The 26661-nt window shown below is 69.6% G+C and carries 21 protein-coding genes and 3 pseudogenes; 7 read left to right on the top strand and 17 right to left on the bottom strand.

The annotated features are described in order from the left end of the window. Positions 1-24: 24 nt before the first annotated feature. The 3 genes and pseudogenes from AB0I49_RS29690 to AB0I49_RS29680 form a co-directional block, all read right to left on the bottom strand. Positions 25-423: pseudogene (locus AB0I49_RS29690) on the bottom strand (lanthionine synthetase LanC family protein); the annotation flags it as partial. A 267-nt stretch (positions 424-690) separates the two neighbouring features. Continuing rightward, positions 691-1623: a thiopeptide-type bacteriocin biosynthesis protein gene (locus AB0I49_RS29685; RefSeq protein WP_363230218.1), complete on the bottom strand. Its 933-nt coding sequence runs from the start codon at positions 1621-1623 to the stop codon at positions 691-693. A 207-nt stretch (positions 1624-1830) separates the two neighbouring features. Further along, positions 1831-3886 (bottom strand): annotated as a pseudogene (locus AB0I49_RS29680) (lantibiotic dehydratase family protein); the annotation flags it as partial. A gap of 265 nt (positions 3887-4151) precedes the next feature. Between AB0I49_RS29680 and AB0I49_RS29675 the strand changes: the two are divergent. Both AB0I49_RS29675 and AB0I49_RS29670 read left to right on the top strand, forming a co-directional pair. Continuing rightward, the gene (locus AB0I49_RS29675; RefSeq protein ID WP_363230198.1) at positions 4152-4295 is read left to right on the top strand and encodes a hypothetical protein; all 144 of its coding nucleotides are present in this window, start codon (positions 4152-4154) and stop codon (positions 4293-4295) included. A gap of 416 nt (positions 4296-4711) precedes the next feature. After that, positions 4712-5749: an NAD(P)-dependent alcohol dehydrogenase gene (locus AB0I49_RS29670; RefSeq protein WP_363230197.1), complete on the top strand. Its 1038-nt coding sequence runs from the start codon at positions 4712-4714 to the stop codon at positions 5747-5749. 134 nt (positions 5750-5883) lie between these two features. Here the strand turns inward: AB0I49_RS29670 and AB0I49_RS29665 are convergent, their stop codons facing one another. From AB0I49_RS29665 to AB0I49_RS29635, 7 genes are all read right to left on the bottom strand, one after another. Beyond that, entirely contained in the window at positions 5884-7449 is a 1566-nt protein-coding gene (locus tag AB0I49_RS29665) for a carbamoyltransferase C-terminal domain-containing protein (RefSeq protein ID WP_363230196.1), read from the bottom strand. After that, a complete protein-coding gene (gene hisN / locus AB0I49_RS29660) occupies positions 7443-8279 on the bottom strand; it encodes a histidinol-phosphatase (protein WP_363230195.1) in 837 nt (278 codons plus the stop codon). Before hisN ends, AB0I49_RS29665 begins: the two co-directional genes overlap by 7 nt. A 79-nt stretch (positions 8280-8358) precedes the next feature. Next, complete coding sequence (locus tag AB0I49_RS29655) at positions 8359-9048, bottom strand: methyltransferase (protein ID WP_363230194.1); 690 nt, start codon at positions 9046-9048, stop codon at positions 8359-8361. An 88-nt stretch (positions 9049-9136) separates the two neighbouring features. Further along, positions 9137-10426: a DegT/DnrJ/EryC1/StrS family aminotransferase gene (locus tag AB0I49_RS29650; RefSeq protein ID WP_363230193.1), complete on the bottom strand. Its 1290-nt coding sequence runs from the start codon at positions 10424-10426 to the stop codon at positions 9137-9139. 125 nt (positions 10427-10551) lie between these two features. Then, positions 10552-11529, bottom strand: coding sequence for a Gfo/Idh/MocA family oxidoreductase (locus AB0I49_RS29645; protein ID WP_363230192.1), 978 nt, complete (start codon positions 11527-11529; stop codon positions 10552-10554). A 168-nt stretch (positions 11530-11697) separates the two neighbouring features. Continuing rightward, positions 11698-12207 carry an NUDIX domain-containing protein gene (locus AB0I49_RS29640; protein ID WP_363230191.1) on the bottom strand — a complete coding sequence of 170 codons (510 nt, stop codon included), beginning with the start codon at positions 12205-12207 and terminating at the stop codon, positions 11698-11700. 864 nt (positions 12208-13071) lie between these two features. Beyond that, a complete protein-coding gene (locus AB0I49_RS29635) occupies positions 13072-13929 on the bottom strand; it encodes a methyltransferase domain-containing protein (protein ID WP_363230190.1) in 858 nt (285 codons plus the stop codon). 634 nt (positions 13930-14563) lie between these two features. Between AB0I49_RS29635 and AB0I49_RS29630 the strand changes: the two genes are divergently transcribed. Then, on the top strand, positions 14564-15943 hold the full coding sequence (locus tag AB0I49_RS29630) for an SUMF1/EgtB/PvdO family nonheme iron enzyme (protein WP_363230189.1): 1380 nt from the start codon (positions 14564-14566) through the stop codon (positions 15941-15943). A gap of 14 nt (positions 15944-15957) precedes the next feature. Then, positions 15958-17019 carry a hypothetical protein gene (locus tag AB0I49_RS29625; protein WP_363230188.1) on the top strand — a complete coding sequence of 354 codons (1062 nt, stop codon included), beginning with the start codon at positions 15958-15960 and terminating at the stop codon, positions 17017-17019. Here the strand turns inward: AB0I49_RS29625 and AB0I49_RS29620 are convergent. Then, on the bottom strand, positions 17016-17543 hold the full coding sequence (locus tag AB0I49_RS29620) for a GNAT family N-acetyltransferase (protein WP_363230187.1): 528 nt from the start codon (positions 17541-17543) through the stop codon (positions 17016-17018). The genes AB0I49_RS29625 and AB0I49_RS29620 overlap by 4 nt on opposite strands. A 50-nt stretch (positions 17544-17593) precedes the next feature. Between AB0I49_RS29620 and AB0I49_RS29615 the strand changes: the two are divergent. The 3 genes and pseudogenes from AB0I49_RS29615 to AB0I49_RS29605 form a co-directional block, all read left to right on the top strand. Beyond that, positions 17594-17731: pseudogene (locus AB0I49_RS29615) on the top strand (serine/threonine-protein phosphatase); the annotation flags it as partial. Between the two features lie 165 nt (positions 17732-17896). Further along, a complete protein-coding gene (locus AB0I49_RS29610; protein ID WP_363230186.1) occupies positions 17897-18190 on the top strand; it encodes a hypothetical protein in 294 nt (97 codons plus the stop codon). A 159-nt stretch (positions 18191-18349) separates the two neighbouring features. Then, on the top strand, positions 18350-18967 hold the full coding sequence (locus tag AB0I49_RS29605; RefSeq protein ID WP_363230185.1) for a GDSL-type esterase/lipase family protein: 618 nt from the start codon (positions 18350-18352) through the stop codon (positions 18965-18967). A 166-nt stretch (positions 18968-19133) separates the two neighbouring features. Here the strand turns inward: AB0I49_RS29605 and AB0I49_RS29600 are convergent, their stop codons facing one another. From AB0I49_RS29600 to AB0I49_RS29575, 6 genes are all read right to left on the bottom strand, one after another. Continuing rightward, complete coding sequence (locus AB0I49_RS29600) at positions 19134-20333, bottom strand: MFS transporter (RefSeq protein ID WP_363230184.1); 1200 nt, start codon at positions 20331-20333, stop codon at positions 19134-19136. A gap of 61 nt (positions 20334-20394) precedes the next feature. Beyond that, positions 20395-21135 carry a class I SAM-dependent methyltransferase gene (locus tag AB0I49_RS29595; protein WP_363230183.1) on the bottom strand — a complete coding sequence of 247 codons (741 nt, stop codon included), beginning with the start codon at positions 21133-21135 and terminating at the stop codon, positions 20395-20397. A gap of 179 nt (positions 21136-21314) precedes the next feature. Then, positions 21315-22160, bottom strand: coding sequence for an enoyl-CoA hydratase-related protein (locus tag AB0I49_RS29590; protein WP_363230182.1), 846 nt, complete (start codon positions 22158-22160; stop codon positions 21315-21317). After that, positions 22157-23323, bottom strand: coding sequence for a CoA transferase (locus tag AB0I49_RS29585; protein WP_363230181.1), 1167 nt, complete (start codon positions 23321-23323; stop codon positions 22157-22159). Before AB0I49_RS29585 ends, AB0I49_RS29590 begins: the two co-directional genes overlap by 4 nt. 98 nt (positions 23324-23421) lie before the next feature. Then, the gene (locus tag AB0I49_RS29580) at positions 23422-25224 is read right to left on the bottom strand and encodes a class I adenylate-forming enzyme family protein (protein WP_363230180.1); all 1803 of its coding nucleotides are present in this window, start codon (positions 25222-25224) and stop codon (positions 23422-23424) included. Then, positions 25211-26407: a hypothetical protein gene (locus AB0I49_RS29575; protein ID WP_363230179.1), complete on the bottom strand. Its 1197-nt coding sequence runs from the start codon at positions 26405-26407 to the stop codon at positions 25211-25213. The genes AB0I49_RS29580 and AB0I49_RS29575 overlap by 14 nt, the downstream gene beginning before the upstream one ends. Between the last annotated feature and the right edge of the window lie 254 nt (positions 26408-26661).

Raw genomic sequence — 26661 nt, 5'->3', positions numbered from 1 at the left:
CACGGAGAGCAGGGCGAGCGGCCCGGGGATGCCGTGCGCGAGGCCGGCGTTGAAGTGGCCGCCGGGGACGCCGTCCGGCTCGCTGAGCAGGATCGGGTCGGCGGTCCACCAGCCGGGCACGCTCCGTCCGCCGGGGCCGGTGCCCGGGCGGGTGAGCGCGACGAGGTGGGCGAGGACCAGCTCCGTGGTGTCCCGATGCTCCGGCCCGGCGGCGAGCAGCACCCTGCCCAGCCCGGAGAGCCCGGCCACGACGTCGTAGCCGGTCATGCGGGCCCCCGCGGTCCCGGCCGCGATCCGGGGCGCGTCCTGATCGACCAGCTTCCGGGCGACCAGAGCGACCTGCTCGTCGAGTTTGGCGAGGAGACCCGCGTACTCGCCCGGCCTGGTGACGGCGGTCCGGGCGGCGAACGCGACGGCGGGCAGCCCCAGGTACAGGCCCCTCGTGCGCGGGCCTGCGGACTGCGGTGACCGCCGCTGTCAGGTGGGCGTGCGCCGTCCATGCGTACTCGGGCGAGCCGTGGGCCAGCGCCGCGAAGAGGAGGCCGACCCCGGCGTGTCCGTCCGTGAGGGACTGCGGGTGCCACAGCGAGCGCGTCTCGGCCAGCTCGGGATGCTCGTCCGCCGTCACCTGCGCCGCGAGCGCCGCAGGATCGGAGAGCCGCTGCGCGAGGAGCGCGACGAGGTCATCACTCATGAACGTGCCATTTCCCGGTCTAGGTGCGCCTGCACAGCGCCACGGGCCACGGCGAGCGCCTGGGCCTCGGCCGTGCGATCGGTACCGAGCCGCCGATTGCAGTGCATGTGGACCAAGGAGGCGAGCACCGCGTCAGGGGCGACGCTCAGGGTGCCCCGCTCCTCCTCTTCCCGTACGAGACGCCGGAACCGCCGCGGGGCCGCCCAGTAGGAATCGCCCATTGCATCCATCGCGCCCGTTGCGTCCGCTGCTTCCGACGCGTTCGATGTGTCCGGGACGCCGTCAGGGGTGATCCGGGCGAGTGCGGCGCCGCGCCGTGCGGCGAATGCCTTGTGATGCTGTTCGCGCTTGGGGTACGTGGCGGTGAGCCAGTGTCGCCAGTCGCCGCCGTAGCCGTCGTGGAAGGACCGGACGAGGCGCGCCACATCCTGCGCCGCCGACAGGACGCGGTCGTCCGCCGGGGCCGCGAGCCGCTCCAGGACCAGCAGGCTGTCCGCGGGGAACACCTTCTCGGCCGCGTCCAGGAGCGCCGCACCGCCGTAGCGTTCCGTTTCGGGGGAGTAGCTGTCGATCCGCAGGCCACGGGCGAGCCCGGCGCCGGCCAATTCCCCGGCCAGACCGTGCAGTCGGGGCAGTAGGAGGCCGTTGAGCAGGTCCGGGTCCCCGTGGAGTCGTAGCCGCAGGTGGGGGTGCGGGTCCGCGTACCGGATGAAGAACCAGCGGTCGACGCCGCCCGGGGTATCCGACGATGAAGGCAGTTCGGTGAGGAAGCGCCGGAGCGGGCCGGTCAGAAGCTCGTCCTGGCGCTCGGCGGAGGAGTAGAGCGTCGCGTACAGCCAGGGGCCTCCGGGCGGAATCTCGCCCGTGCCGTGGCGCAGGGCCGTTCTGGGGGCGCGGGCGACCGTGGCGGCCTTGGCGGGCCGACGCACAGGGGTCTGGGTTCGACGCGGCGTCAGTGTCACGACGGCCTCGACGTCATGGGCCCCGCCCGGACCGTGCAGCCAGCCGCCGTCCACGTCCTGCCCGGCGGGCGGCTCGTGGACCACGGCCACGCCCGAACGCTCGTACTCGCGCCGCAGGATCTCCCGATGCGCGGGGACGGCGAGGTTCAGGGGGATGCGGTGATCGCCGATGGCGAGCTGGACGTGGTCCGGCACGCCCCACAGCGCACGCCAGTCGTCGAGCGGCGGGCTCGCGGCATCAAGGCGCCAGCGGGCCGGACTCAGAACGGTGCGGCCGGTGCGTACGGCGGGCAGGAACGGCAGGTCGTCGGCGGCGCCCCAGTCCCACATGCGTCACTGCCTGCGGCCGAACGCGGCGGCCTCGATGAGGAAGCGCACCGCGTTGGGCGCGGCCAGCTCGCGGTTGAGCACGTGGAGCGCGGCGGGCGTCACCTCGCGGCCCAGCGCGGCCGAGGCGATCCGGAAGCCCTCGGAGTCGGCCGACACCAGGACGTCGTCGAGCGTGAGGTCCGTGACGCCGGGCGCGGCCGGTCCGGGGTGGGCCCCGACGACGAGCCGGCCGTCCAGCCAGGTCGGCACCTGGGCCACGTTGGCGTGCCGATGGTGCGCCGCCTGGTGGTGGACATGTACGGGCAGCCGCTCGCCGTCCTCCCGGGCGGCCCGTACGGTCCGGCGCATCGCCTCGGCCTGTCCGGGCGGCAACAGGTGGGCGAACGGGCCCATGAGCCCGCCGGAAGCGGTCGCCGCGCCGTTCAGGACCAGGGTGAAGTCGCCCCGGTCCACGGCGGTCGCCGACTCCGCCGCGATCTGCACGATGAGTTCCAGCGGAGGCGGCGCCGCGGTCTCGGCGTCGGAGTCGGTGTCGCGGTCGGCGGCCTTGAACCTGCTCAGCCACGCCTCGTCGAGGACCGCCTCGCGTGCGCCGCGCGCCTGCGCTTCGGCGGCGATCCCGAGGAGCAGGCGCTGCCGTGCGGCTCCGACGGGGAGACGGGGAGCGGACTGGGGGGGCGGGCCGGTCGAGGAGTCCCTTGACGGGTACGAAGCGCCCGAGTCCGTAGCGCTCCACGAACTCCTGGTGGTACTCGGTGAGCCGGCCCGGCCCCGGGGGCGAGAGCCGCCAGAGTGCGGCGGCCAGTTCGAGCTCGCGCGCCACTTCCCGCGACAGGACGACGGTCCCGTCGAGGCGCAGGTCGACCTGGACGGAGTGGGCGGGCGCGGTCGGCGATGCGGCGGTGTTTCCATTGCCGCTGCCGCTGCCGCTGCCGCTGCCGTTGCTGATGCCGCTGCCGATGCCGCTTCCGCTTCCCGGTGGGATGGAGGTGGCCGTGCCAAGTGCTGTGCGCCAGACGGGGGTTCCGGACCCGAGACGAGTGTCGCCGTACTCGGCGGGGGCCGAGCTCAGCGCGGCGATGTGCTCCGCGGCGGGTGAACCGGTTGGGAGGAGGCGTACGACGTGGGCCAGCGGGTCGGTGGCGTCCTGGGGCGGTCGTAGATCCGTCAGCAGCACCTCGGCCGCGATGAGTTGGGTGATGAGGCCGCGTACGGCGCCGTCGGGCGCCTCGGGGAAGTCCGCTTCGACCTGCCGGACGAGTTCACCGTACGGGAGCGGCCGGTCGGCTGCCTCGACCGCGGAGCGTACGACCGGGGTGTACTTGAGGGTTCGCGTCTTCGGGAGGCCGTCGTCGGCCGCGGAGTCGCCCGAGGGCGCGGCGGACTGGAGGCGGGTGCCGTCGGGGGCGAACGGCAGCACCAGGCGCTCGCCTCGTACGAAGCAGAGCCCGTTCGCCACGAGGCTCAGCCCGGGGAGCACCGAGGGGACGCGCTCCCACGCGGCGATCCGCCGGGAGAGCCAGCTCGCATCGGGCCGGGCCGACTTGTGTCCCTCGCCGGTCAGTTCGCCCTTGGTGGTGTCGCCGAAGGAGCCCCACAGGACGCCCGCCATGAGGCCGAACGGCGTGGGGCGGGACGCGGCCCTGAGGCGGTAGCGCGTCACGGCCCGCAGCGCCTTGCGCAGGTCCGAGGCCGCCACCGCACGCCCCGAGAGCACGGCGTCGGCGGTACGGGCGAGCGGGGGGCTGGAGACCTCGACCGCCTCCCTGAACCGGTCGTCGGCGAGCGCCCCGGCCAGGCGGGTGCGGAGCACCTCGGGGCTCAGCGCGCCGCCGTTATCGGTGTCCCACCAGGTCGCGCGTACCGCGTTCCGCGCGAGCAGCGGCGCCCGCAGCAGCATTCCGCCCGCGCAGCGGAACAGCGGTTCCGTGCTCTGTCCACCCCGCATGCCTGTCACCCCCCATTACTGACTGCTCTATGAAACGAACTGAGGAGTTCTTCGTCGAGCGGATCGCTGAGGAATGTGTCACCGTAACCTCGCAAACGCGTTTCCAACACCCCTTGACTCTGTTTTCCGACGCCTCTTGACTCCGCTGGCTGTCCGTACCTAGATTCCGCCATGGCCGCCAAAGGGTGGCGTACTTGACAGGCAGGGAGGAATTCTTATGCCCGAGAACCTGGTCCAGGACCTCTTCGACATTGACCTCACCGAGACGAGCATCCAGGACGTCGCGCCCGCGTCCGGGGGCATGGCCATATCCGCCGACGGCTCCTGCGTCCGGACCTGCACGACCTGCGCCATCTGCTGACGCGGGCGGTTGGAAGAGGGCCGGCCCCTGCTTTGTTTCGCCGGGCAGATTTTTCGAAGTCCATGGAAATTGGTTTATCAGACCTTTGAATTGCGTCCCGGTGGTGCGGGGGGTGAAATGACTTCCCTTCGTCTGTATTGACGTGCTCAATTCAATGTCATCGGATTTGTTCGCGCAAACCTGCCCGCCCGTCGGAATTCCTTGCTTTCCCGGCCGGGGAGGGAATCGCTGCGTGCGAGTCGGCCGACGGCGACAGGGGCGACAGCGGCGCCGGCGAGGCCGAACTCGGTCAGGTGCTCGCCGCCGGGGCGACCTACGTGGTCGACTGGCCGCGGCCTCATCACGACGATCACCGCACCGGCCGGTACCCCATCCCGCCCCTCCGCTCTCCACCCCGCCCACCAAGGAGCACTGACATGGGCCACCCCGCCACCACCCAGGACCTTCCCCGCACCATGCGCGCCTCGGTCCTCGTCGCCAAGCGGCAGATCCGTACGGAGGAACGCCCGGTGCCCCGCCCCGCGGCCGACGAAGTCCTCATCGAGGTGGCCTCGGTCGGGGTCTGCGGCTCCGATGTGCACTACTACCGGGAAGGGCGGATCGGGGACTTCGTCGTCGACGCCCCGCTGGTCCTCGGCCACGAGGCGTCCGGCCGGATCGTCGCGGTCGGCGCGAACGTACCCGAGAGCCGGATCGGCGAACGCGTCGCGATCGAACCCCAGCGTCCTTGCCGCGTATGCGCCCAGTGCACGGCCGGCCGCTACAACCTCTGTCCGCACATGGAGTTCTACGCCACCCCGCCCGTCGACGGCGCCTTCCAGGAGTACGTGACGATCCAGGCGCCCTTCGCCCATCCCGTGCCCGACGCGGTCACGGACGACGTGGCCGCGCTCCTCGAACCGCTCTCGGTCGGCATCTCGGCCAGCCGCAAGGCAGAACTCGCGCCCGGCTCGCGGGTGCTGATCGCCGGAGCGGGCCCCATCGGCGTCATCACGGCACAGACCGCGAAGGCGTTCGGGGCCGCCGAGGTGATCGTCTCCGACCCGGTCGCCGAACGGCGCGCGATGGCCGGACGGTACGGCGCGACCGCCACGCTCGACCCGACGACCGACTCGGTCGCCGATCTCGGCGTGGACGCCTTCATCGACTGCTCCGGCGCGACGCCCGCCGTTCGCTCGGGCATCACCGCGGTACGCGGCGCGGGCGCGGTCGTACTCGTCGGCATGGGCGCCGACGACGTCCCCCTTCCCATCCCCGTCATCCAGAGTCGGGAGCTGAAGGTCACCGGCGTCTTCCGCTACACCGACACCTGGCCCGTCGCCGCCCACCTCGCCGCCACCGGCCAGGTCGACCTGGCGTCCCTGGTCACCGGCTGGTTCGACCTCGACCACGTCGAAGACGCGCTCAACGCCGACCTCACGCCCGGCTCCCTGAAGCCCGTGGTGCGCCCGTGACCGGGAGGAACTCCTCGCCGCCCGTACGGGCACCGGCCGGCAATCTCCCGTGATCCGGGTCCGCTGGGGTCTCCACCGGTCTGGGGCGAACACTTCGGGCCGGGGAATGGTCGCTCGACTCGGCAGTAGGTGCCTTATCGCCGAGGGGTGATGAAGGTGTCGTTTACGACGTATCCGTCCAGCCCGTGGAGTTCGCCGTACGCGATCAGATCGCTGGTGCGGTTGATGAACCCGCGCCCCGAATAGTTGAGGGAGGTGTTGCAGAGGACGCTGAATCCGGTCAATTCACCGAAGGAGGTCAGCAGGTCGGCCATTTCCGGGTTCGCCGTGGGGTCGACGGTCTGGGTGCGAGCTGTTCCGTCGACATGTGTCACCGCACGCAGTTCGCTGGAGTCGACGTGGCCGAAGTACAGCATGTAGGGGTCGGGGACCCCGCCGCGGAACCAGCGGTCCGCGTCCTGCTCCAGGCAGATCGGGGCGATGGGGCGGTAGCCCTCACGCTGCTTGATCTTGTTGAGTCTGACGGTCGTCTCCTCGGTGAAGGGAGCGGCCAGGATCGACCGGTTCCCGAGCGCGCGGGGGCCGATTTCCCAGCGGCCCCGCGCCCAGCCGATGATGTTCCCGTCGCGGAGGTAGCGGGCGACCTCTCCGTAGCGCACCGGGCGGGATTCGTAGCGCCGCGGGTCGAATTCCATGTCCTCGACGAATTCGCCGCCCGCGTAGACGTCCCAGTCCAGGCCGGCCGACCCGGTGTAGAAGTGCTGGGCGTCGATGGCGGTCCCGATCGCGGAGCCGCTGTCGTTGGGGCACGGCGGGACGAAGACCGCGGGGAAGAGCCCGCACTCGCGCCAGCGGCGGTTCCACTCGCAATTGAGTCCGCAGCCTCCCGAGATGAGCAGGGGGAGGCCCTCCGTCAGATGCCGGCGGGCGTAGGCGTGGAACCGGTCGAAGATGGCGTTCGACAGGCGGGCGGCGAGGCTCTTGTACGCGCTGGTCTCCACGCCGACGTTATGGAAGGGCGAGTCGGTCATGCGGTCTTTGAGGCTGCCGGTGATGACGTTCTTCTGGCCGAGAATGAAGTCGATGACTTCCTGTTCCGCCTGGGTGGCCGGCCGGTCCTCGGCGAACCCGGCCAGGGCCATCTGCTTGCCCGCGTCCTGGAAGCGGACGAATTCTTCGTGCGGACTGTACTGGGGATCCGCGAGCGCGAAGCCGTAGGAGTACTTGTTTCCCGGGTAGTTGAGTACCTCCTTGAGATGCGTCACCTTCCCGCGTTCGTCGATGCGGTAGAACGAGCCGATGTTCCCCTCCCACACCAGGCTGTAGAAGGGCTGGTCCCTACGGAATGCCGACATTCCATAGGACGTCATGATGTGGGAGCGCTCATGGGTGGAGGAGAAGACGCGCACGTTCTTGCCGAAGAACCGGCCGGCTTCGTCCGAGATCGCGGTTTCGCCCACACCGTAGTACCCGGCACGCGAAGGCTGGTCGGTGGCCTGGGTGCCCTTGATCCAGCCGCTCACGGCGACGACATCCGGCTGTTTGTCCAGCCGGTCCGCCGCTACGGCGAACGCCTCGGCGGTCAGACCGCTGTAGCGGACGAAGGAGTCCTTCTCCGCTTCCAGGGAGAACAGCAGCCTGCCGTCTTCGACGGCTGCGATCGCCCCGTCATGGCCTTCCTTGAGGGAAAGAATCAGCATGATGGTCCTTTTCTCCGCGTAACGCCGTCGAAGGCGGAATCGGGCCGGGCCGAAAGGGCTTTGAGGGAGAGCTCATGCAGCCGCGGGTTGGCGGACAGGGCGCCGGTGCCGCTTTGGGGCGAGGCGCCCAGAAGGTCGGTGCAGATGCCGCCGGCTTCCTCCACGAGGATCTGTACCGCGGTGATGTCCCATGGGTTCACCACCGGTTCGGCCGCGATGTCGAGGGTTCCTTCGGCGACCATGCAGTGCTGGAGGAAGTCCCCGAAGGCACGGTCCTCCCAGCACGCTTCGGCGAGGCGCAGATATGCCTCACGCGAGTGGAAGACGTCCCAGGTGCGTGTGCTGGTGGTGGACAGATAGGCGTCGGCGAGGCGGGCGTTGCCGGAGACGTGCAGGGGCAGGGGGGTGCTGTCGGGCGCCCCGCGGCGCAGCCAGGCGCCCTGTTGGTCCGCCGCCCACCAGCGGCTGTGGAGGGCGGGGGCGCTGATCACGCCGACGGTGGGCCGGCCGTCCTCCAGCAGGGCGATCAGCGTGGCCCAGACCGGCACCCCGCGCAGAAAGTTCTTGGTGCCGTCGATGGGGTCGACCATCCAGGTGCGCCCGGCGGTGACGGAGCCGCCGGTCTCCTCCCCGGCGAAGGCGTCGTCCGGGCGGGCGGAACTCAGTGCCTCGCGTACGGCCGTTTCGACGGCGGTGTCCGCGTCGGTCACGGGCGTACGGTCCGGCTTCTCCCGGCTCCGCAGGTCGCGGGCTTGGAAACGCCGGCTGGTGATGCTGTCGGCGATGTCGCCGAGTCGCAGGGCCAGTTCGAGATCATCCTGTCGTGACATAGGGCGCCTCACCGCGCACACCGTAGGTTTCGGGGGCTCGGCCCTTGGCGGTCCGGGCGGAGCGCCGCGGACTGCGGGATCACTTCGCGTGCAGTTCGAGCATGTGGTACTCCATCACCCCTACTTCCTCGATCCGGCGCACGCGGTGCAGCAGTTCGGCCCGCAGACCTGCTTCCTCGGCGAGGGCGTCGAGCCGTTCGCGGTCGCCGAGGTCGGCCGTGCCCAGCAGCAGCCTGCCGCCGTCGGCCAGATGGTCGTGGGCGCCGGCGAGGTAGCGGGCGTGGCCCTGGTAGCCGGGGTCGAAGACGGCGGAGTGCAGATCGGTGGAGAGGGGGAAGCCGTCCTCCACGTAGGTCCAGGGCACGTTCCAGAAGATGACGTCGAAGCGTTCTGCGGGCTCAAGCGCCGCGTACATGTCGCTGTGGAGGACACGTACCCGGTCGCTTACGCCGTGCCGCTCGGCGTTGGCAATCGTGTTGGCCACTGCCTTTTCGTTGATGTCCAGCGCGGTGACGGAGGCGCAGCCGTCGAGCGCGGCAGTTACGGAGATGACGCCGGTGCCGCAGCCGACCTCAAGGAACGAGCCGCCCTGGGGATAGGGCACGATCGAGGCCATCACCTCGGTCGCGGCGCCCAGGGTGCTGGGGAAGACGCCTCGGTGCAGGCTCCATTCCCGCCCGAGCAGGGTGAAGGAGTCCGGCAGGTCGTCACCCGCGAGGGCGTGCTCCAGGACGTGGTCCACGTCCTCGGGGGACTCCTCGATGGTCATGTTCTCCACCTCTTCTGTCGTGCCGGTCGTCTTCGGCGGTGCGGGGCGTCTTCCGTGGTGTCGGTGCCGGTGCCGGTGCCGGTGTCGGTTATCGGGACGGGGCGGCCGCGTACCGTACGAGCGCTTCGCGGTGGCGGCCGATCTTGCGGAAGGCTTCGACGTACTGGTCGATGAGCGTCGTGTCCTCGGGCCAATTGGTGAAGGTGGGCAGGGACAGCGCGTGCTGTTCGACGTACTCGGCGTGAGAGCCGGTCTCCGGAGCGGCGCCTGTCTTCGGCGTTCCGGGAAAGAGGGGGTTCTCCGGACGGGCGTAGAGCGGCAGGGCCGACAGCCGGGGGCCGGAGGGGGCGCCTACTTCCATGCCTTCGGCGCGCAGCGCCTCGATGAGTACGGAGCGTGGGACGCCGCCCAGCGCCTCGGGCCGGTAGAGCGGTTTGTAGCCGTACCAGGCGCCCATGTCCACGTGGTCGGCGACGTGTACGGGCTCCAGATAGGTCACGTCGCCGAGTTGCTCGCCGAAGTAGCGCAGACAGCGGTGCCGGGCCTCCTTGCGCGCCGGGAACGCCGCGAGCGCGTGCCGGGCGACGATGGCGTTGAACGGCGACATGCGCAGCTTGAGCCCGAAGCCGGTGACCCAGTGCGCGCGCAATTCCTCGTCGAGGACGGCGTCGCGGGAGCGGTCCCGGTAGTGCCCGAGGAGCGTGGCGCGGTCGTGGACCTGAGGGTCGCTCGTGACGAGGATGCCGCCCTCCCCGGCGTAGACGGCCTTGTTGGCCTGGAGGGAGAAGACCGCGGCGTCGCCGAACGTGCCGACGGGTTTGCCCTTGTAACGGCTGCCGTGGGCATGGGAGCAGTCCTCCAGCACGCGCAGCTCGTGTCGCTCGGCGATCCGCAGGACCGCGTCCATGTCGCAGGGGTGGCCCCACTGGTGGACGACCGTGACCACCTTGGTGCGTTCGGTGAGCGCGGCTTGGAGTGCTTTGGGGTCCAGGCCGCGGGTGTCGGGATCGATGTCGGCCAGGACCACGTCACCGCGGAGCGCGAAGACGGGGCTCAGCGCGGCGTGATAGGTGAGCGCCGGCCCCACGACGTCCACGCCGTCGCGCACACCGAGCGCGAAGTAGGCGGCGAGGAGGGCGCTCGTACCGGAGTTGAAGGTGATCGCGAAGCGGGCTCCGCCGTTCAGAAAGGCCAGGAAGTCGGCCTCCAGCCGGCCGATGGGACCGCTGTTGCCCTTGATGGAGATGTCGGTGTTCCGCTGCTCGGCCAGCTCCGAGAGCTCCGCCTCGTCGGCGGGGGGCGGCCAGACTTCGTGCGGCAGCGGCTGCTCGATGGCGGGTGCGCCTCCGAGGAGGGCGAGCGGTTCGGTGGAGGTCATGTGTCCTGCCTGCTGTCGCGGCGGATGGGCTCGGGCCCGGGGATGTCGGGCCCGGGGTTCGTCGGGCCCGGTCGGTGTGCGTACGGCCGAAGCGGCGACGCGGAGCGCGCTGTGCGGTGGCGGGGTCAGGCGCACCGGTCGGCGAGCGCGTTCTTCTCACGTAACCGGTCCTGGTAGATCCCGTCGATCGTGCGCACGACGGTGAGTTGACGCCGGAGGTGGTCCTGGCGGTAGGGGCGATCGTGCAGGTGCTCCAGATAGTGGGTGATCATGGAACGCACGGCGTCGGTCCGGGGTTCTTCCCTGGTGCAGCGCTCCAACGGCAGCCCTCCGACGGAGTGCAGGACGGCGGCCTCGGGCGCGACGTTCAACGCGCCCTTCGTACCGAGCACGCAGAGGTGCTCCGTCTTCTCGTAGTGATGGCGTGAGATGCGCAGCGAGCCCGCCAGCCCCGTTGAGGGATAGCTGCACATGAGGCTGACGAGGTCCTCCAGCCGGCGATCCCGCATCTCCTGGTAGTGGTGCACGAAGGCGGAGTGCACCCGAGGGGGTTCGGGTTCTGGGAACATTCCGCTGAGTACGTCGATGAGGTGGTAGCCCATGTCGAGGAGCACACCGCCCATCGCCTGCTCCCTGGAGGCGCGCCAACCGGTCGTCGGGTGCGCCAGGTTGAAGTGGTAGTCGTACGAGAACCAGTAGGGCTTCCCGATTCGTGCGAGGTTCCTCTGGGCGTACTGGAACACGGGGTTGAAGTTCCGTTGCAGCAGCGTGAAAACACTGCGGTCGGCCCGTTGCGCCAGGTGTACCAGTTGCCGGGCTTCCTGTTCGGTGACGGCGAACGGCTTCTCCTTGATGACGTGCCTGCCGTGCGCCAGGAGTTCCGTACAGACCGGGAAGTGCTCGCTATGCGGCACGGTGACCACCGCGGCATCGAAGTCGACTTTTGCGAGTGCCTCACCGAGAACATCGAAATGCGGGAATCCCCACTCGTCGGCGAGTGACGAGGCGGCCGGGGCGGGGTCGACGCCGCCGACGATATCCGTGCTCTCCCGTACGATCGGCAGGTACTCCTTCCCTTGATGTCCGGCGAACCCGACTGCCAATACTCGCCGCCGCGGAAGCGTATTGTTCAACCTGTCACCGGCCATGCGGAATATCCCCCTCGTGAAATATCATTTGAGGATGACGTGGACAGCCAGGAAGGGTTCGTGGAGATCTCGATCGGACTCTTGGATTAGATGGTCGGCCGCGGGTGGTTGCTCGCGGGTGGTTCAGAGAGCCTTGCGGCTCTTCCTGGAAGCATCGGCGAGCCAGGCGTGTGCCGCGGTCACCACATCCTTGATGAAGGTACTGTTGCCGCGCCGTGCATTCTCGTCGAGCAGCGAGACGTCCTCGGCCGCTACCCAGGCGAACTCGGTGTGCTTGTCCCGTTCGAGTTCAGGAGACGAGAGATCGCCGTCCACCTCGACGACATAGTCCGACTCGATGTGCCGTAGCCCGTCCGCCGTCCACTCCTCGTGCGCCACCCGGGCGAGGACGCGGCGCAGTCGCCAGCCGGTCTCCTCTGTTATCTCCCTGCGGAGCGCGTCCAGCAGGGACTCCCCTTCCTCTACGGCTCCGCCGACGACGTCCCAGCACTCGGGGAAGAGGCGCCGGCCGGCCGAGCGGCGCTGGACGAAGATCCGGTCGTACGGGTCGCGGATCAGCGCGCCCACTATCCGTCGGGGTTCGGCCCCCTCAGTTCCCCCGGTCGCCTCGGCCCCCTCAGTCCCTTCGGCCACATCGCTCACGTCAGCCGTTCACCGCGCCCGGTCGACGGTGGAGGCGGAGTGGCTGGGCACCCGGAGGAAGATGTTTCCGTGCCGGGCGTTTCTGTGCCGTTTCGCCGTCCCGCGGTGTTCGATTGCCCACGCGGAACCAGCTGACCATTCTTCCTTCGTTTCACCTGCACGCAAAAATATTTGCGTGCCATGCACCAGGCAAAATATTCGCAGAGTTCGAACAACCTGAACGGAAGAAATGAAGCAGTTCGAATCGTCGCTGGACCGTGATGGCCATAGGGCCTGCTTCCCCTCCGTGAACACTACCTGGAATTCTATGAGGCGCATGGGTTCACACAAGGCTCCGGACGCCCCAACTTCTCCTTGACATAACGTCGACTCATGCATTGAGGGAGGCGGGTGGTTCGGCGGTGGTTCGGTGAGTGCTGATCATCCGGCTGGGAACAGGTGCTCGGGCAGCCCACACCGAATTGCGACTCGCTGACGCCCCGGCCCTCGTTCCGCGGGCGAGGAGTTTCCTCATGGGTTTACACAAGGCTTCAGACGCCTCAACTTCCTCTTGGCGTGGCGTCAATTCATATGCAGAGAGGTGTGGCCTGTTGGATACCGTGCAGTCGATCGGGCGCAGGTCCCCTGGCGGCTCACACAGATCCGCAGGCCACTATCGTCCCGCCCTGCCTGTTCCGCGGACGGCAGGTTTCCTCATCGCGCTTCCCCTAAACGGGCATTTTTCTGCCGCTGTTGGTCGTTCCGAGGCCGAATATGTTGTCCGGATTCGCCACTCACACTCACGTGCCTTGGTGACGCCGTCCTCGGCGGCCGGGTGGCCGCGTGGCCACCCGGCCGAAGCAGCAGGTCCTGCGTTCACGGGCGACGGGCGACCAGGAAGACGTAGCCGATCTGTGGGAGCGCACCGAACTGGGGAAGGGAGCGGGTGGAGTTGAAGAACTCGTAATGACGGTCATCGACGGAGGGCGCGACAGCGTCGAAGGCGTCGGCGAACGCCTGGTAGGTGCGCTGGACGTGCTCTCCGATGTCATCGAACTCCACCACTTCCAGACCGGCGCGGTCGAGGGCCGTGCGGAGCTCCGCCGGTTCGGGCAGCGAGGGGGACTCGAACGCCCGGCACGTCCGGCGGACCAGCTCCGCGGCGTCCCCGGTCACCGGAGACCGGAGCAGCACATCGGTGATCACCAGTGGGCTACCGGGGCGCAGGGTCCGGGCGATCTCGGTGAGGGCGGTGGTCCGTTCGCTGATGTGCATCATGGACTCGATCGCCCAGGCGCCGTCGAAGGACGCCGCTTCGAAGGGCAGTGCGCGGGCGTCCGCGTACCGGAAGTCCACCTGGTCGGTGAGCGCGGCGGCTTCCGCCCGGGTGCGGGCGAGGCCGATGTCCTGGTCGCTGACCGAGATTCCAGACACACGGGCGCCGGTGGCGCGGGCGATGCGCAGGGCGGGTCGTCCGGTTCCGCAGCCGACGTCCAGCAGGCGCCGGCCGGGTGCGGCGGCCAGCCGTCCCGCCACGAGGTCGGTGAGGTGGTCGGTGGCCTGGTCGAGCGAGCGGCCGTCTGTGTCGCTGTCCCAGTAGCCGACGTGAATGTTCCCGTCGACGGCCGCGCCGTTCATGGTCTCGGTCTCGGTCTTGGTCTCGGTCTGCTCGTCCGCGGGTCGGCTGACGTCCGGCGGCGTGGCGGCGTGGTGCGCGGCTGGGTCGTTGGTCATCGTGGCCTCCCGAGCATGAGGGGCGTGTCAGCTGGTGAAGAGGCTCATCTGCCGTATTTCGCCGAGTGAGCGGTCAGAGGTTTCCGGTACGGACGTACGTGCTGTCCCTGTAGGTACGCGCTGTTCCTGCTGAGGTGGACGGCCGAGAACAGCAAATGCGTGGAACTCCGGCAGATACCCACCGTGCGCCCGCGTCCAGGAGGCCGGGGCCGCGGACGCCTACGCGTTGACACCGCTGAGAACGTCCGTGAGGCGTCGTCTCACGTAGGGCATCCGGAGGTGGCGTATGGCAGCGGTGAGCATCGAGCGACCATCTTCCTGGGGGACGCGCAGTTCGTCCAGGGTGCCGGGGGAGAGCGACTTCTCCGACCCGTTCAGGACGGCTTCTCCAGGAGGCCGCGGTCCAGGCGTGGTCCAGGCGCGGTCTGCGGTCCGCGGGCGGTGAGCAGCGGGCAGCCAGCAGCGGGCATTCGTGGGTTTTCCCGTAGGCCATCGGAGCTATTCGTGCTGCCTTTCCCCGTCGGGTGCGGTGTCGGTCGTATCACTCGTTGAGCTGTTGCTGCCGAGTGCTTCGCGTCGGTTCGTGCGAGTCTCGCTTCGATGGCTTTTGCCGGACGGAATCAGGAGTCGTTGGATGCAGGGTTACGCTGCCGATCGCCCCGGAGGGAAGCAGCTTCGCGACCTGACGAGAGAGCAACTCGCACGGTACTTCGCCGATACCTGGGAGACGTACGAGACGCTCTTTCGTGGGGTGCGTGATTCGACGGAGTCCTACTGCGTACGTGTGCACCCGCTCCGCCTTCCTCTCGTCTTCTATCTCGCGCATACCGCCTCGTTCTATGTTCAGAAACTCAAATTGGCCGGGCTTGTCGGCGGAAGCGGGGAAGCCGAGTTCGATGAACGTATGGAACGGGGGGTTTCTCCGGAGGACCCCGACGAGCTGGCCGGACTCACCGAGTGGCCCACTCCGGAAAAGGTGTGGGCCTACCGAAAGCGTGTCCGCGATGTGGTCCTGAAGGCCATCGAAGAGGTGCCGCTGTCTGCCACCGTCGCTCCCCGGTCACCCCTTCGAGCTCTGCTCATGGGCATCGAGCACGAGAACATCCACCTGCACACCTCCCTTCCGCTCATCCGCCTGCTGCCGCCTCGGCTGAAGCAAGCTCCTGAAGGATGGCCGGCCATCGTGGACGAACGCGCGGGTGCGCCGGGGGCGGAGGCCCCCGACGAGCGGTTCGTGCAGTGTCGCGGCGGTCCGGTCCGATTCGGCGATGAGCGGCGAGAGGCGGACCGATTCAGGTGGGACAACGAGTGCGGTCGCCGGGAGGCAGAAGTCGCGCCGTTCAGGGTCAGGTCTCATCCGGTGACCAATGGGCAGTTCCTGGAATTCATCGAGGACGGCGGGTATGAGGAGTCCAGGCTGTGGACGACACACGGAGCGCGCCTGTTCCTGGACCGGATGAGCAAGGGGCACCCCAACGCGTGGCTTCGGACGCACTCTGGCGGCTACCGGTATCGCGGTATTTTCGACGACATCGACATGCCGTGGGACTGGCCCGTGGAAGTCAGCCGACATGAGGCCGTCGCCTACGCCAACTGGGCCGGGGCGGCACTCATCTCGGAGGAGCAGTTCCACGCGTTGCTGAACCAGGAATTCGGCGGCGTCGAACAGGTAGCGGACAGGATCGATGAATTCAATGTGGGCCTCCGGTTCGGCAGCCCGCGCCGTGTACGCGGCGGCGACGGCGCAGTGCTGGGCCGCAACGGAGTCGACTTCATCGGCAATGTCGCACTGTGGCTGAAGGACGACTTCACCGCGCTGGGCAAGGGTTCTTTCCACGTGGACCCGCTGTACCCGGATTTCTCCGAGCCGTGGTTCGGTGAGGAGACCGGCACGCTCGCCGGCGCCAGCTACGCGGCGCGCGGCCACATGGCCGATATCGGGGTCATGCGGGACTTCATGCAGAACCACATGGACCAGCTCGCCGGCATCCTCCTGACAAGGCCCGCGCAGTGACCAGTGAACGGCACATGCGTCAGACCCACCTCATGCGGGCGGCAACCTCGTTGGGGATCCAGGTGCACGACCGTATGCCGGAAACCGGTATCGACCTGGTCGTCTACAGTCACGGCACGAGAACCATTCCCGTGCTGGAGGGACGCTACGACGACCAGCTCCGAGCCCGGGACTTCTTCCTCACCGAGGACAAATACGCGACCAAACTCCTCCTCGACCAGGCCGGGTTCGCCACCCCCGCGGGGTTCGTCTTCCAATTCGGCGGATCCGATTGCTCCGGCAGCCTTGACCGCTCCGATCGCTCCGACGAAGTCGACCGCTCCGGCAGCCCCGGCAGCCCCGGCAGCTCCGACCACTCCGAAGACGATGCCCGTGTGCACCGTTTCGCCGAGGAAGTCCTCACCGAAATGGGCGGAAGCCCGGTAGTCGTCAAACCGCGAGACGGGATGCGTGGCGACGCCGTGCGCATGAATCTCGCCACCGCCGATGCCGTCGTCGCGCACATGAGCGCGTGGCGGCACCGTTTTCCGTCCTGGATCATCGAGGAACAGGTCGACGGACACGATCTGCGGCTCCAGATCGTCGGCGACGAATTGGTGGCCGCGTGCGTCCGTAAGCCCGCCTACGTCACCGGCGACGGACAGACCCCGCTGGACGCGCTGATCGAGGAACACCGTGCCAAGATCAAGGCCGCCAACCCCGGCAACCGACTCGTGATCGACACCGAGACGGAGGACCTTCTCAAGGACCAGAGCCTTGAGCTGAAGGACACGCCGATAGCCGGGCGGGTGGTCCGGCTCAAGAACTCGGCGAATCTCGCGAAGGGCGCCGTCGCGGTCGATGTAACCGATGCCCTGCACCCGGATTTCGCCAAGTGGGCTTCCTCAGTGGCCGAGTTGTTCGACACGAAGATCCTGGCGATCGATGCGATATGCACGTCCCCGGACCAGCCGCCCGGAGCGAACGTCAAAATCCTGGAGGTCAACACCGCACCGGAATGGGTCCATCACACATGCTCCGACAATGGCACTCATGACATCGCGGCACGCATCCTGCGTTACTGGTTCGATCTCTAAGAAGCGACGTCGGCCGGCAGGGTCTTCTCGAGGAGCGTGAATGACTTGGGCACTCCGCCCGGCAGCGGTTTGCGCTCCTTTTGGCCGATGACCCGGTAGCCGTTGTCCACGTAGTAGGCGTTCAGGCGCGCGTTGCCGGCCAGGCAGTCCAGGCGCGCGTACGTTCGCCCCACCTCGGCTATACGGCGCTCCGCCGCGCGCAGCAGCCGTTGCCCCGTCCCCGGCTCGGCGCTGCCGCGGTCGACCATCAGCCGGTGTACGTAGCCGGCCTCCGGCGGTTGCGGCCCCCAGGCGTCCTCGTCGTCCCACCACAGCTCCCACGCCCCGACCGCGCGGCCGTCGGCCTCGGCGATCCAGATCTCGCCATCCGCCATCACCTGGCGGAAGTGGTCCTCGTCCAGCTCGCCGGGCTGCCACTGGCCGGTGACGCCCCGGGAGAACATCCAGCGGGCGGCGTCGTCGCGCAGGCGGACGAGCGTGGCGAGATCGGAACCGTCGGCGCGGCGGGAGTGCAGATCGTTCACGCCTTGATCTTCGCACGGCCGTTCGTCGCGGTCTCGTCGCGGAGGAGAGCGTGGACCGGTCGGAGGGATTCGGCGAGCAACTGCTCGGCGTACTGCTGGACCGGGCGCGGCTGATGCCGCCGCAGCTGCTCGCCCCGCTGGTCGCGGAGGAGGTGGCCAAGGTCGGCGGCCGCGACGTCGCCACCCTCTTCATGATCGAGTGGCACGGGGGCGCCGCCGAGCACCTCGCGATGCTCGACTGAACACCCGCCTCCGGCGCCGACAGGCCACTTCGGGGGTGAGGCTATTCGTACGGCGCGTACGCCCAGAGCTTCGTAGCCGCCGACAGTGGCGTCCCATACAGTGCCGAAGGCATGACGGCACTCGCATCCTTCACCTTCGTGCGCCACATCGACGGGCTCCGCTACCGCTTCGAACGTGACGGCGAGCGCAATGGCCGCCCGGCCTATCGCAGAACGGACGGGAACGTGTGGTGTATCTGGTCGCCGTCCGAGGGCTGGCACTGCGAGATCGCTGACGGACTCGTCACCGCCCGCCCCCTCCATAGTCACGCTGAGGAACCCGAACCCCCGGCCACCGTCTGGCGCAGCTTCAAAAACGACCGCTCCTACCTCTACGAACTCCGGACTCTCGACTCCGAAGCGTGATCCACCGGACAGTTCCTCGGGTAACTCGGGTAACTCGGGTAACTCGGGCAAGGGGACGGCGTCGATTTCGTGGTGTGCGTCGGCCCCGCTGGAAAGGCGTCCGGCGTCGTCCAGTACCCCTTGTCGGTATCGCCTGGGCCCTGTTCGTAAGGTTGCCTGATGAATAGGCATGTACGTATTTGCTTCATCGGTGACTCTTTTGTTCAAGGGATCGGCGATCCGGAATACCGGGGCTGGGTCGGGCGGGTCCTCCAGGACACTCCCGGTGACATCACGGCTTTCAACCTCGGCATTCGGCGCAACACCTCCGAGGATGTCCGGCGCCGCTGCTGGCAGGAGGTCGGGCCCCGGACGCTGCCTGGGGCCGACAACCGACTGGTCGTCTCCTGCGGCAGCAACGACATGATCGAGGAAGGCGGCAGGGTCCGCGTCGACCCGGCCCAGTGTCTGGACAATCTGGAAACGCTTCTGGACGACAGTCTCCGCCAGGCTGTCGCTCCGCTGGTGGTGGGGCCCCCTCCGGTCATCGACGCGGGTGAGCCGCATCTGCGGCGGGTATCGGCACTCGCCGACACGATGGCCGCCCTCTGCCGGTCGCGAAGCGTGCCTTTCATCGCAACGACCCGGGGCCTGGCCGACGACCCCACCTGGATCCGGGAAGCCATGGCCGGCGACGGCGGCCATCCAGGCAGCGGCGGCTATCGGAAACTGGCCGACATCGTCCTCAGCGGCCAGTGGCACGAATGGATCGCCCAACCCCAGCGGACAGGCGGCTGAAGGGCCCACAGAACCAGCCCGCGGGCGGTGAACCGGAAGGCGGTGAACCCGAGGGCGGTTATCCCGCGGCGGCGAACCCGAGAGCGGTGAATCCGCGAGCGGGGAAGCGGCGAACCCGCGAGCGGGGAAGGGGAAGAGGAAGAGGCATACGGCACGGCGGCCTTCGTCAGGCCCCCACCGTCGATGCCCGCGTGGAACCGGCGAACGCGGTGCCGGCGGCTGCGGCGGCGACAAGGGCAGCGGACAGGAAGGCCCAGGAGGTGCCGCCGGGTTGGTCGGCCATGGGGCCGGCGACGGCGGTACCGGCTGAGCAGCAGACGACGGTGAGGCTGGCCACCCATACATAAGCCTCGTTGATCATCGCGGGCGGCACGATGTCGGCTACGAGCCCGTTCAGCACGATCAGTGTCGGGCCGGTGACGAGGCCGCAGAAGAGCGAGCCCGCGGAGAGGGCCGGCAGGTTCGGCGCGGTGGAGAGTACCGCCATGCCCGCGGCGAGCATGAGCAGTAGCCGCGACAGGCGGCGAAAGGGCGGTCGGCCGCGGTTGTCGGCGCCGAAGAGCAGGCCGCTCAGCAGGCTGCTGCCGGCCCACAGCGACAACAAGAAGCCTGCCGCCATGCCCGTACCGCCATCCCCTCCGGCACGGTGGAGGGCGGCAGCCGGGATCGCCACGTCGGTGATGCCGAAGGCCGTCGACACCGCGGCCGTGCACCACAGCACCGCGCCGAAGCCGGGGAGGCGGAGGGGGCCCAGGCCCTGGGTCCGGGTGGGGCGGGGGCGGAGCGGCTGTCGAGTCGCGATGTTCCGGGCGAGTACGCAGGTGCCTCCGACGCAGCACAGTGTGGACAGGACCAGCGCCGAGGTCACGTCGGCGATCAGCAGGGTCCCCGCGACGAGCAGGGGGCCGAGTACGAATACGAGCTCAGCGCAGACCGTCTCCGCGGCCAGGGCGTACGAGCGCAGTCCGGCCTGCTCGGAACCCCTGTCGGTGCGCAGATACCAGGCCGCGCGCACGACCGCGGTGACCGGCGGTGTGGCGGCCCCGGCGAGGACGAGCAGCAGCAGGAGCACAGGGCGCGGCGCGTCCTGATGGACCGCCGCGAGCAGGCCGAGCATGGCCGGCAGATGCACGGCGCACACCGCGTACAGGACCGGTGCGGGGCGGATACGGTCGCACAGTCGGCCCAGGGGCGGACCGGCCATGGCACTGGCCACGGCGTAGAGCGCGCACGCCACCGCGGCGAACGCGTAGCGCCCCGTGTGCTCCTTGAGCAGGAGCAGCAGCGCCAGCGGGTTCATGGCCGTGCCCAGGCGGGAGACCACTCCCGTGACGAGGATGCCGGGCCCGCCCGGTACGGTCCGCAAGGCGGAGTACCCGCGCAGGCTCCGCGCAGCGTGTCGCATCAGGAACGGGCGGCGTGCCGCATCACGAGCGGTCGGCATCGGCGAGGATCAGCTGGGTGGTCATCGCGCCGTCGTCGTCGTTGCGCCGGGTATAGGAGAAATCCTCGATCACCAGGCCGCCGGAGCGCAGAAAGGCGCAGAACTCCTCGCTCGCCCACTCGCGTACGTGCGTACGGTTGTCCGGCGGTCCGTTGAACTCGGCCTGTCCCGGCAGCACTTTGCGCTCACGAGCCGGTGTGGAGAGCACGGCCCTGGCAGCTCCGCCGAGAAGCAGCGCGCGGAGGGCCGTCACGGCGACTTCGGGGCGTACGAGGTGTTCCAGCACATCCGAGCAGATGACGACGGAGCGCCCGACGGATTTCCGGTCGCCGAGCAGCCGGACGTTCTTCTCCAGATCGGCTTCCACCCACTCGCCGAAGTCCCAATGGGATCGGCACCATTCGATGTTGGCGCCGTAGTCGACGCCGATGAAGTGCCAGGAGGGGTGTTCAGCGGCGAGCCCCGCCAACTTCTCGGCCCGGCCGCAACCGAGGTCGATGACCGTATCGCAGCCGTGCTCCAGCGCCACGGCGGCGGCATACGGGTAGACATCCGGCTGCCATACGATTCCGTCCTCGTCCTCGTCGACGAAGTAATCGGGTGGAATGCGCTGCACATATCCGGGGCGGAGGAAGTATGCGTCCCGTCCCGTTTCGAGTTCCTGTGACGAGCCGTTCGGATGCTGTGTCGATCCGTCCGGATTCTTCTCCGGTGTATCGGTCATCCTTCTTCCTCTCGGGGCTTCCGCTCAGGGATTCGGAAGGCGAGGAAGCATCGAAACCCACGCCTTGACCTGGCGAATTCGGATGCTGACACGTGCAACAGCAGCCCACAGTGACACGCTGGACGAGCCGGGACAAGAGGCAGCCGCGGTGCCGTCGTACCTCGTGCCGCCGTGAGCGGTCAGGACCCCGTGAACCGGGGCGTGCGCTTGTCGAGGAACGCGCTGATTCCCTCCTGCCCGTCAGCGGACTCGAAGAGTTGACCGAGCGCCGCCTGCTCCGCCGAGAGCGCCGCGTCGAGCCCCTGGGCCACCCCGCCGTCGATGACGCGCTTGGCCTCACGGACCGCGAGCGGTGCTTGCGTCGCGAGGAGCACGGCGAAGGCCAGGGCCCGTTCCATCAGCGCCTCCGGCTCGGCGACCTCGGTCACCAGGCCCCGCTGGAGGGCCTCGTCGGGGCGGACGCGGCGGCCGGTCATCACGAGTTCCTTGGTGAAGCGGGTACCGGCGGCCCTGGCCAGCCGCTGCGTGCCGCCGCCTCCCGGTATGAGGCCGAGCGTGACCTCGGGCAGGGCGAACCTGGCACGGGCGGAGGCGACGATGAAGTCACAGCAGAGCGCCACCTCGAACCCGCCCCCGAAGGCGTACCCGTTCACGGCGGCGATGCTGGGCTGCGGCAGGCGTTCGAGGGCGTCGAAGACCTGGCGCGACATCCGCTGGTACTCCAGGAACGCGTCGGCGCCGACCCCGGAGTACTCGCCCACGTCGGCGCCCGCGATGAAGCCGCGACCGGTGCCGGTGAGGACGACCGAACGGACCTCCCGGTCCTGCCGGACGCGTACGATCTGCTCTCCGAGCGCCGCGACGAGTTCGCCGGAGAGCGCGCCGAGCTTCTCCTCCCGGTCGATCCTCAGGACGCGCACGACACCGCCGCCGTCGACGGCATGGTCCTGGACCGCCAGATTCCGGTGCGGATGGTCGATCTCGCCGGCCACGACGGCCGGCCGCTGCTCCTGCCGCGCGGTCACCGGCCCTCACCCACCAGAGCGGTCAGGCTCTCCGAGTCGAGGACCTCGCCGAGGACGGCCGCGGTGTGCTCGCCGGTGCGCGGCGGCGCGAGGCGCTGCCGCCATGGCGTCGCACTGAGCGAGATGGGGCAGCCCACCAGCTCGATCGGCGTCCCCGCCGGACCGTCGAGGGTGACCAGCAGGTCGGAACCCTCCTCCCGCAACTCGTCCACCGCCTCCTTGGTGGTACGCACCCGCGCCGCCCAGATGCCCTTCGGGAGCAGCGCGTCGAGCCAGTGCTGGACCGTGTTCGTACGGGTGACGTCCTCCAACGCCCGCTTGGCCTCGTCCCGTTCGGCCCAGGCGTCGAAATCGGCGAGGGCGGCGACCCCCACGGCGTCGGCGACCGTTTCGAGCGGCGCCATCGCCACGGCCAGCCACCCGTCGCGGGCCTCGTAGACCCCGAACGGCGCCGACAGCCACGCCTGGCCGATGCCGGAGTCGGACCGCCGGTACTCCGTGCCCTGGTTGACGAAGGTCGAGATCTCCTGGCACTGCATCGCGATGGCGGTCGAGTACAGATCCACCTCCACCCGCTGGCCGATGCCGTGGGTGGAGCGGGCGATGATGGCGGCCATGATGCCGTTGGCGAGGGTGAGCGCGGTCGCGTGGTCCACGATGGCCGTCCCGGCGGGGGTCGGCGGATCACCCGCGCGGCCCGTCGAGGCCGCGAGCCCGGACATCGACTGGATCAGGAGGTCCTGGCCCGGCCTGCCCTCCCTGGCGAACGCGGTGTCCTGGCCCCAGCCGGAGCCCGAGCAGTAGATGATGTCGTCCCGTACGGCCTTGAAGTCGTCGTAGCCGAGCCCGAGCCGGTCCATCACGCCGGGGCGGAAGTTCTCGACGACGACGTCGCACGTCGCACCCAGCCTCAGCAGCGCTTCCTTGGCCCGCGGGTCCTTGAGGTCGAGCGCCACCGAGCGCTTGTTGCGGTTCATCGCGAGGAACGCCGCCGACTCGCCGCCGACGTACTCGCCCATCATGGCGAGGTCGCGTTCCCACTCGCCCTCGGGGCGTTCCACCTTGATCACGTCGGCGCCGAGGTCGGCGAGGACCTGGGTGGCGAATGGGCCCAGCATCATCTGCGTGAAGTCGAGGACGCGGATGGCGTCAAGCGCTTGCATCGTCTTGTTGTTCCTTTCGGCTGGATGGGTGGGGACCAGTCGGGTTGTTGGCTCTGGCGGTATTGGTGGGGTTGTGGGGGTTGTTGGGGTTGGTCGGGTTAGTAGGGCTGGTGGGTTTTTTGGGGTTGGTCGGACAGGCTCCGCCGCAGCGCCTTCCGGTCGACCTTGCCTGCGGCGTTCCTCGGGATCTCGGGTACGGCGCGCACGGCGACGGGCTTCTTGTAGCCGGCCAGGGACGCCGCGCACGCCCGCGCGATACCGGCGAGGACCTCGGGGCCGGGCGTGCCGGTGGCCGGGCCGCCGTCGAGTACGACCGCGGCGTTGACGCCCTCGCCCCACACCGGGTGCGGCATGCCCAGGACAGCCGCCTCATGGATGCCGTCGACCGTGGAGACGACGCGCTCGACCTCGGCGGGGTAGACGTTGAACCCCCCGGTCACGATCATCTCGCTGGAACGGCCCAGAAGGCGTACGTAGCCGTCGGCGTCGATGTCTCCCAGGTCGCCGGTACGGAACCACCCGTCGGTGAACGCGGCCGCGGTCAGCTCCGGACGGTTCCAGTACCCGGCCATCACGGTGTCACCGCGTACCACGACCTCCCCGTCCACCAGGCGCAGCGCCACCCCGGCGGCGGCCCGCCCCGCCGACCCCAGACGGGCGGGGTCCCCGGAGGCGTGGTCGGCGGGCGTCAGCACCGTGAGCGGCGCCAGGGCCTCGGCCAGCCCGTAGAACTGGGTGAGGATTCCGGGGAAGACCCGCTGCGCCCGTTCGAGCGAGGCGACGCCGAGGGGCGAACCGCCGTACGGGATGGCCCTGATGCTCCGCGGCAGGGGCAGGGGCAGGGGCACCGGCTCCTCGGCGGCGCGCGCCAGGCGGTCGAGCATGATCGGCGCCAGCGGGAGGACCGTCACCCCGAACGCGTCGACGGCCTCCAGGACCGCGAGCGAATCGAAGTGCGGCATCACCACCGTGGCCGCGCCGCTCACGGCGCAGTCGAGACCGATCGACCCGCCGAAGTGACTCATGGGAGCCACGGCCAGGACGACGTCCCCGGGACCGATCGCGGGCAGTTCGCGCAGCGCACGGGCGGTCTGGGCCACCCAGGTCGCATGGGTGACGACAACCCCCTTGGGGCGGCCCGTCGTCCCCGAGCTGTACATCAGCATCGCGATGTCGGAGGGGGCCGGCGGGGGCCACGCGGCGTGCGGCGGGGGCGGTGGATCCGCTGTCGCTGATGCCCCGGACGCCGCCGACGCCAGCGAGTCCGGAGAGAAGGGGGCTGCCGTCTGGCCTGGTGGGGGCGCCTGGTTGGCCTGGTCGGAAGGGGCCGTCGTGTCGGAGCAGACCGCCACGTGTGCCGCCGACCCGACCGCGGCGAGCGCCGCGCGGATGTCGGCCTCCGCCTCCGCGCGGCAGCAGACCACCCGCGCGTCGCAGTCGGCGGCGATGTCGGCGATCTCGCGTGGGTGCAGCCGGGGGGAGAGAGCCACTCTCACGAGCCCGGATCCGAGCACGGCCCGGTCGAGGAGGCGGAGGATCACGCTGTTCGGCAGCGCGAGTACGATCCGGTCACCGGGTGCGGCGCCCATCGCGGCCAGTCGCGACAAGGCCGCGTCGGCGAGAGCGGCGACCTCCGCGAAGGTCAGCCAGCCGGGTTCCCGCTTGGTCGCTGTTGACTCGTTCCTCTCCGGCCCTGTACCCGGCTCCTTCGCCAACTGCGTTGAACGTAGCGCCGGGTGGTCTCCGTACGCGGCTTCGATCCGCGTGAACTGTTCGGCGACGGTGCGGGGGAGCGGGCCATCGTCTGGGCGGGGGAGCGGGCCATCGTCCGGACGGGAGTGCGGGCCGTTGTCCGGGTGGCGGAGCGGGCCGTCGTCCGGGCGGGGGTCAGACGCGGACATGCTTGCGCCACAGGTGGGTCAGCTCGGTGGCGAGAGCCTGCGGCCGTACGCCGTCGGCCACGCCGCTGTGCAGCGTGTGCGCCGCCGCACGCTGGTAGTCCGGGTAGCCGGGGAGCCGGGGCCGCAGGAAGGAACGGTCCATCGTGGCGAGCGTGTCGCGGTAGAAGTGCGTGACCTCGGCGTCGACCCGCTCGTCGGTCCATACGGAGCGGCGGCCCGCCTGCCCTCCGGCCTCGTGCGCGGCGCCGGCCTGGATGTCCGCCGACGTCGCGAACCGTACGAAGGCGGCGGCGTCGCGCCCCGCTGCCGACCGGGCCGAGACGGCGAGCCCCACCCCGCCCGTCAGCGTGCCGACGGGGGCGTCACCGATACGCGGAGCGTCGCCGAACGCCACGAGGGCGTCACGTGCGCCGGGCCGGGCGTAGGTGATGTAGCCGAACACCAGCGGGGAGTAGAGGGCCGGGTCGCCGGGGCGGGCGAGGCGTTCGAGCACAGTGATCGGGTCGCTCGCCACTGACGCGGGCGCGCAGAGCGACAGCAGGCGGCCCGCCCGTTCGATGCCCTCTTCCAGGAGCGCGGGCTCGATACCGGCGTCCCCCCACCAGGCCGGGCGGCCGTCGTCGCCCCGGCGCCAGTCCGCACACGGGCCGACGGCGGTGTTCGTGACGGCCTCGCACAGGGAGAGCACGGTGCCCCAGAGATGGGTCGGGTTGGCCGCCAGCAGTACGGACTCCCGTCCGTGGCGCCGCGCGAACTCGTCGACCTCGTCCCACCGGACCGGTATCTCCGTACGGGCGACGGCGCCGGCGCGGTGGGCGCTGACCATGCACGCGGCATCCACGGCGCCGCCCCACTGGTGCCCCTGCCAGAGGTAGCTGGAGTCGCTCGCGCCGGCTGAGTCCTCGGCGCGTTCGGCCAGTTCCGCGGGGAGGAGCACGCTGTCCAGCGGGAGCAGGGCGTCCGCCTCCACCGCGTCGCCGATGAACGGGTGGTCGAGCGCCACGAGATCGTAGGCCGCCGCCAGTTCGGCGACCGGCGTGTCCTCGAACTCCCGGAGCGAGCGGACGCTCCAGTCGATCGCGATACCCGTCCTGCGCTCGAACTCGTCCCCGCCGGCACGGAGGGCGTCGATGCCGCGCGGGTGGTCCCAGGTAATTCCTCGAAGGCGGCTCGCGTTCCGCATCAAGGCATCTCCTCGTCTGGCTCGTGTGGCTCGTCCGGAGTGTCGGGCACTGGTTGGTAAAACGTCTTACCAGACTAGCCTCTCTACCTGGAGCTGGGCAAAGGGGAGTTTGGTCAGCTACTCGCGGGCCGCTGGGGCGGGCGGCAGGGCATGCGTACGTGGAGCACGTACGTACGTGGAAGCGCGAACGTCCACCGCGGCGGGCTGACGCGCCAGGGACGGGCGGCGGAGACCCCCGGCTCGCGTGCAGGGCA

Origin of the sequence: Streptomyces sp. NPDC050617, from assembly GCF_040654795.1 — a bacterium.
Taxonomy (GTDB): Bacteria; Actinomycetota; Actinomycetes; order Streptomycetales; family Streptomycetaceae; genus Streptomyces.
Note: the sequence above shows the minus strand (reverse complement) of the source record. Positions and strands in the feature narration are given on the sequence as shown.

Bases quoted from the DNA above. Each gene is read 5' to 3' on its own strand.
- AB0I49_RS29675 (WP_363230198.1), top strand. From the start codon at position 4,152: ATGCCCGAGAACCTGGTCCAGGACCTCTTCGACATTGACCTCACCGAG.
- AB0I49_RS29670 (WP_363230197.1), top strand. From the start codon at position 4,712: ATGGGCCACCCCGCCACCACCCAGGACCTTCCCCGCACCATGCGCGCC.
- AB0I49_RS29665 (WP_363230196.1), bottom strand. From the start codon at position 7,449: ATGCTGATTCTTTCCCTCAAGGAAGGCCATGACGGGGCGATCGCAGCC.
- hisN (WP_363230195.1), bottom strand. From the start codon at position 8,279: ATGTCACGACAGGATGATCTCGAACTGGCCCTGCGACTCGGCGACATC.
- AB0I49_RS29655 (WP_363230194.1), bottom strand. From the start codon at position 9,048: ATGACCATCGAGGAGTCCCCCGAGGACGTGGACCACGTCCTGGAGCAC.
- AB0I49_RS29650 (WP_363230193.1), bottom strand. From the start codon at position 10,426: ATGACCTCCACCGAACCGCTCGCCCTCCTCGGAGGCGCACCCGCCATC.
- AB0I49_RS29635 (WP_363230190.1), bottom strand. From the start codon at position 13,929: ATGACCAACGACCCAGCCGCGCACCACGCCGCCACGCCGCCGGACGTC.
- AB0I49_RS29630 (WP_363230189.1), top strand. From the start codon at position 14,564: ATGCAGGGTTACGCTGCCGATCGCCCCGGAGGGAAGCAGCTTCGCGAC.
- AB0I49_RS29625 (WP_363230188.1), top strand. From the start codon at position 15,958: ATGCGTCAGACCCACCTCATGCGGGCGGCAACCTCGTTGGGGATCCAG.
- AB0I49_RS29610 (WP_363230186.1), top strand. From the start codon at position 17,897: ATGACGGCACTCGCATCCTTCACCTTCGTGCGCCACATCGACGGGCTC.
- AB0I49_RS29605 (WP_363230185.1), top strand. From the start codon at position 18,350: ATGAATAGGCATGTACGTATTTGCTTCATCGGTGACTCTTTTGTTCAA.
- AB0I49_RS29595 (WP_363230183.1), bottom strand. From the start codon at position 21,135: ATGACCGATACACCGGAGAAGAATCCGGACGGATCGACACAGCATCCG.
- AB0I49_RS29585 (WP_363230181.1), bottom strand. From the start codon at position 23,323: ATGCAAGCGCTTGACGCCATCCGCGTCCTCGACTTCACGCAGATGATG.
- AB0I49_RS29580 (WP_363230180.1), bottom strand. From the start codon at position 25,224: ATGTCCGCGTCTGACCCCCGCCCGGACGACGGCCCGCTCCGCCACCCG.
- AB0I49_RS29575 (WP_363230179.1), bottom strand. From the start codon at position 26,407: ATGCGGAACGCGAGCCGCCTTCGAGGAATTACCTGGGACCACCCGCGC.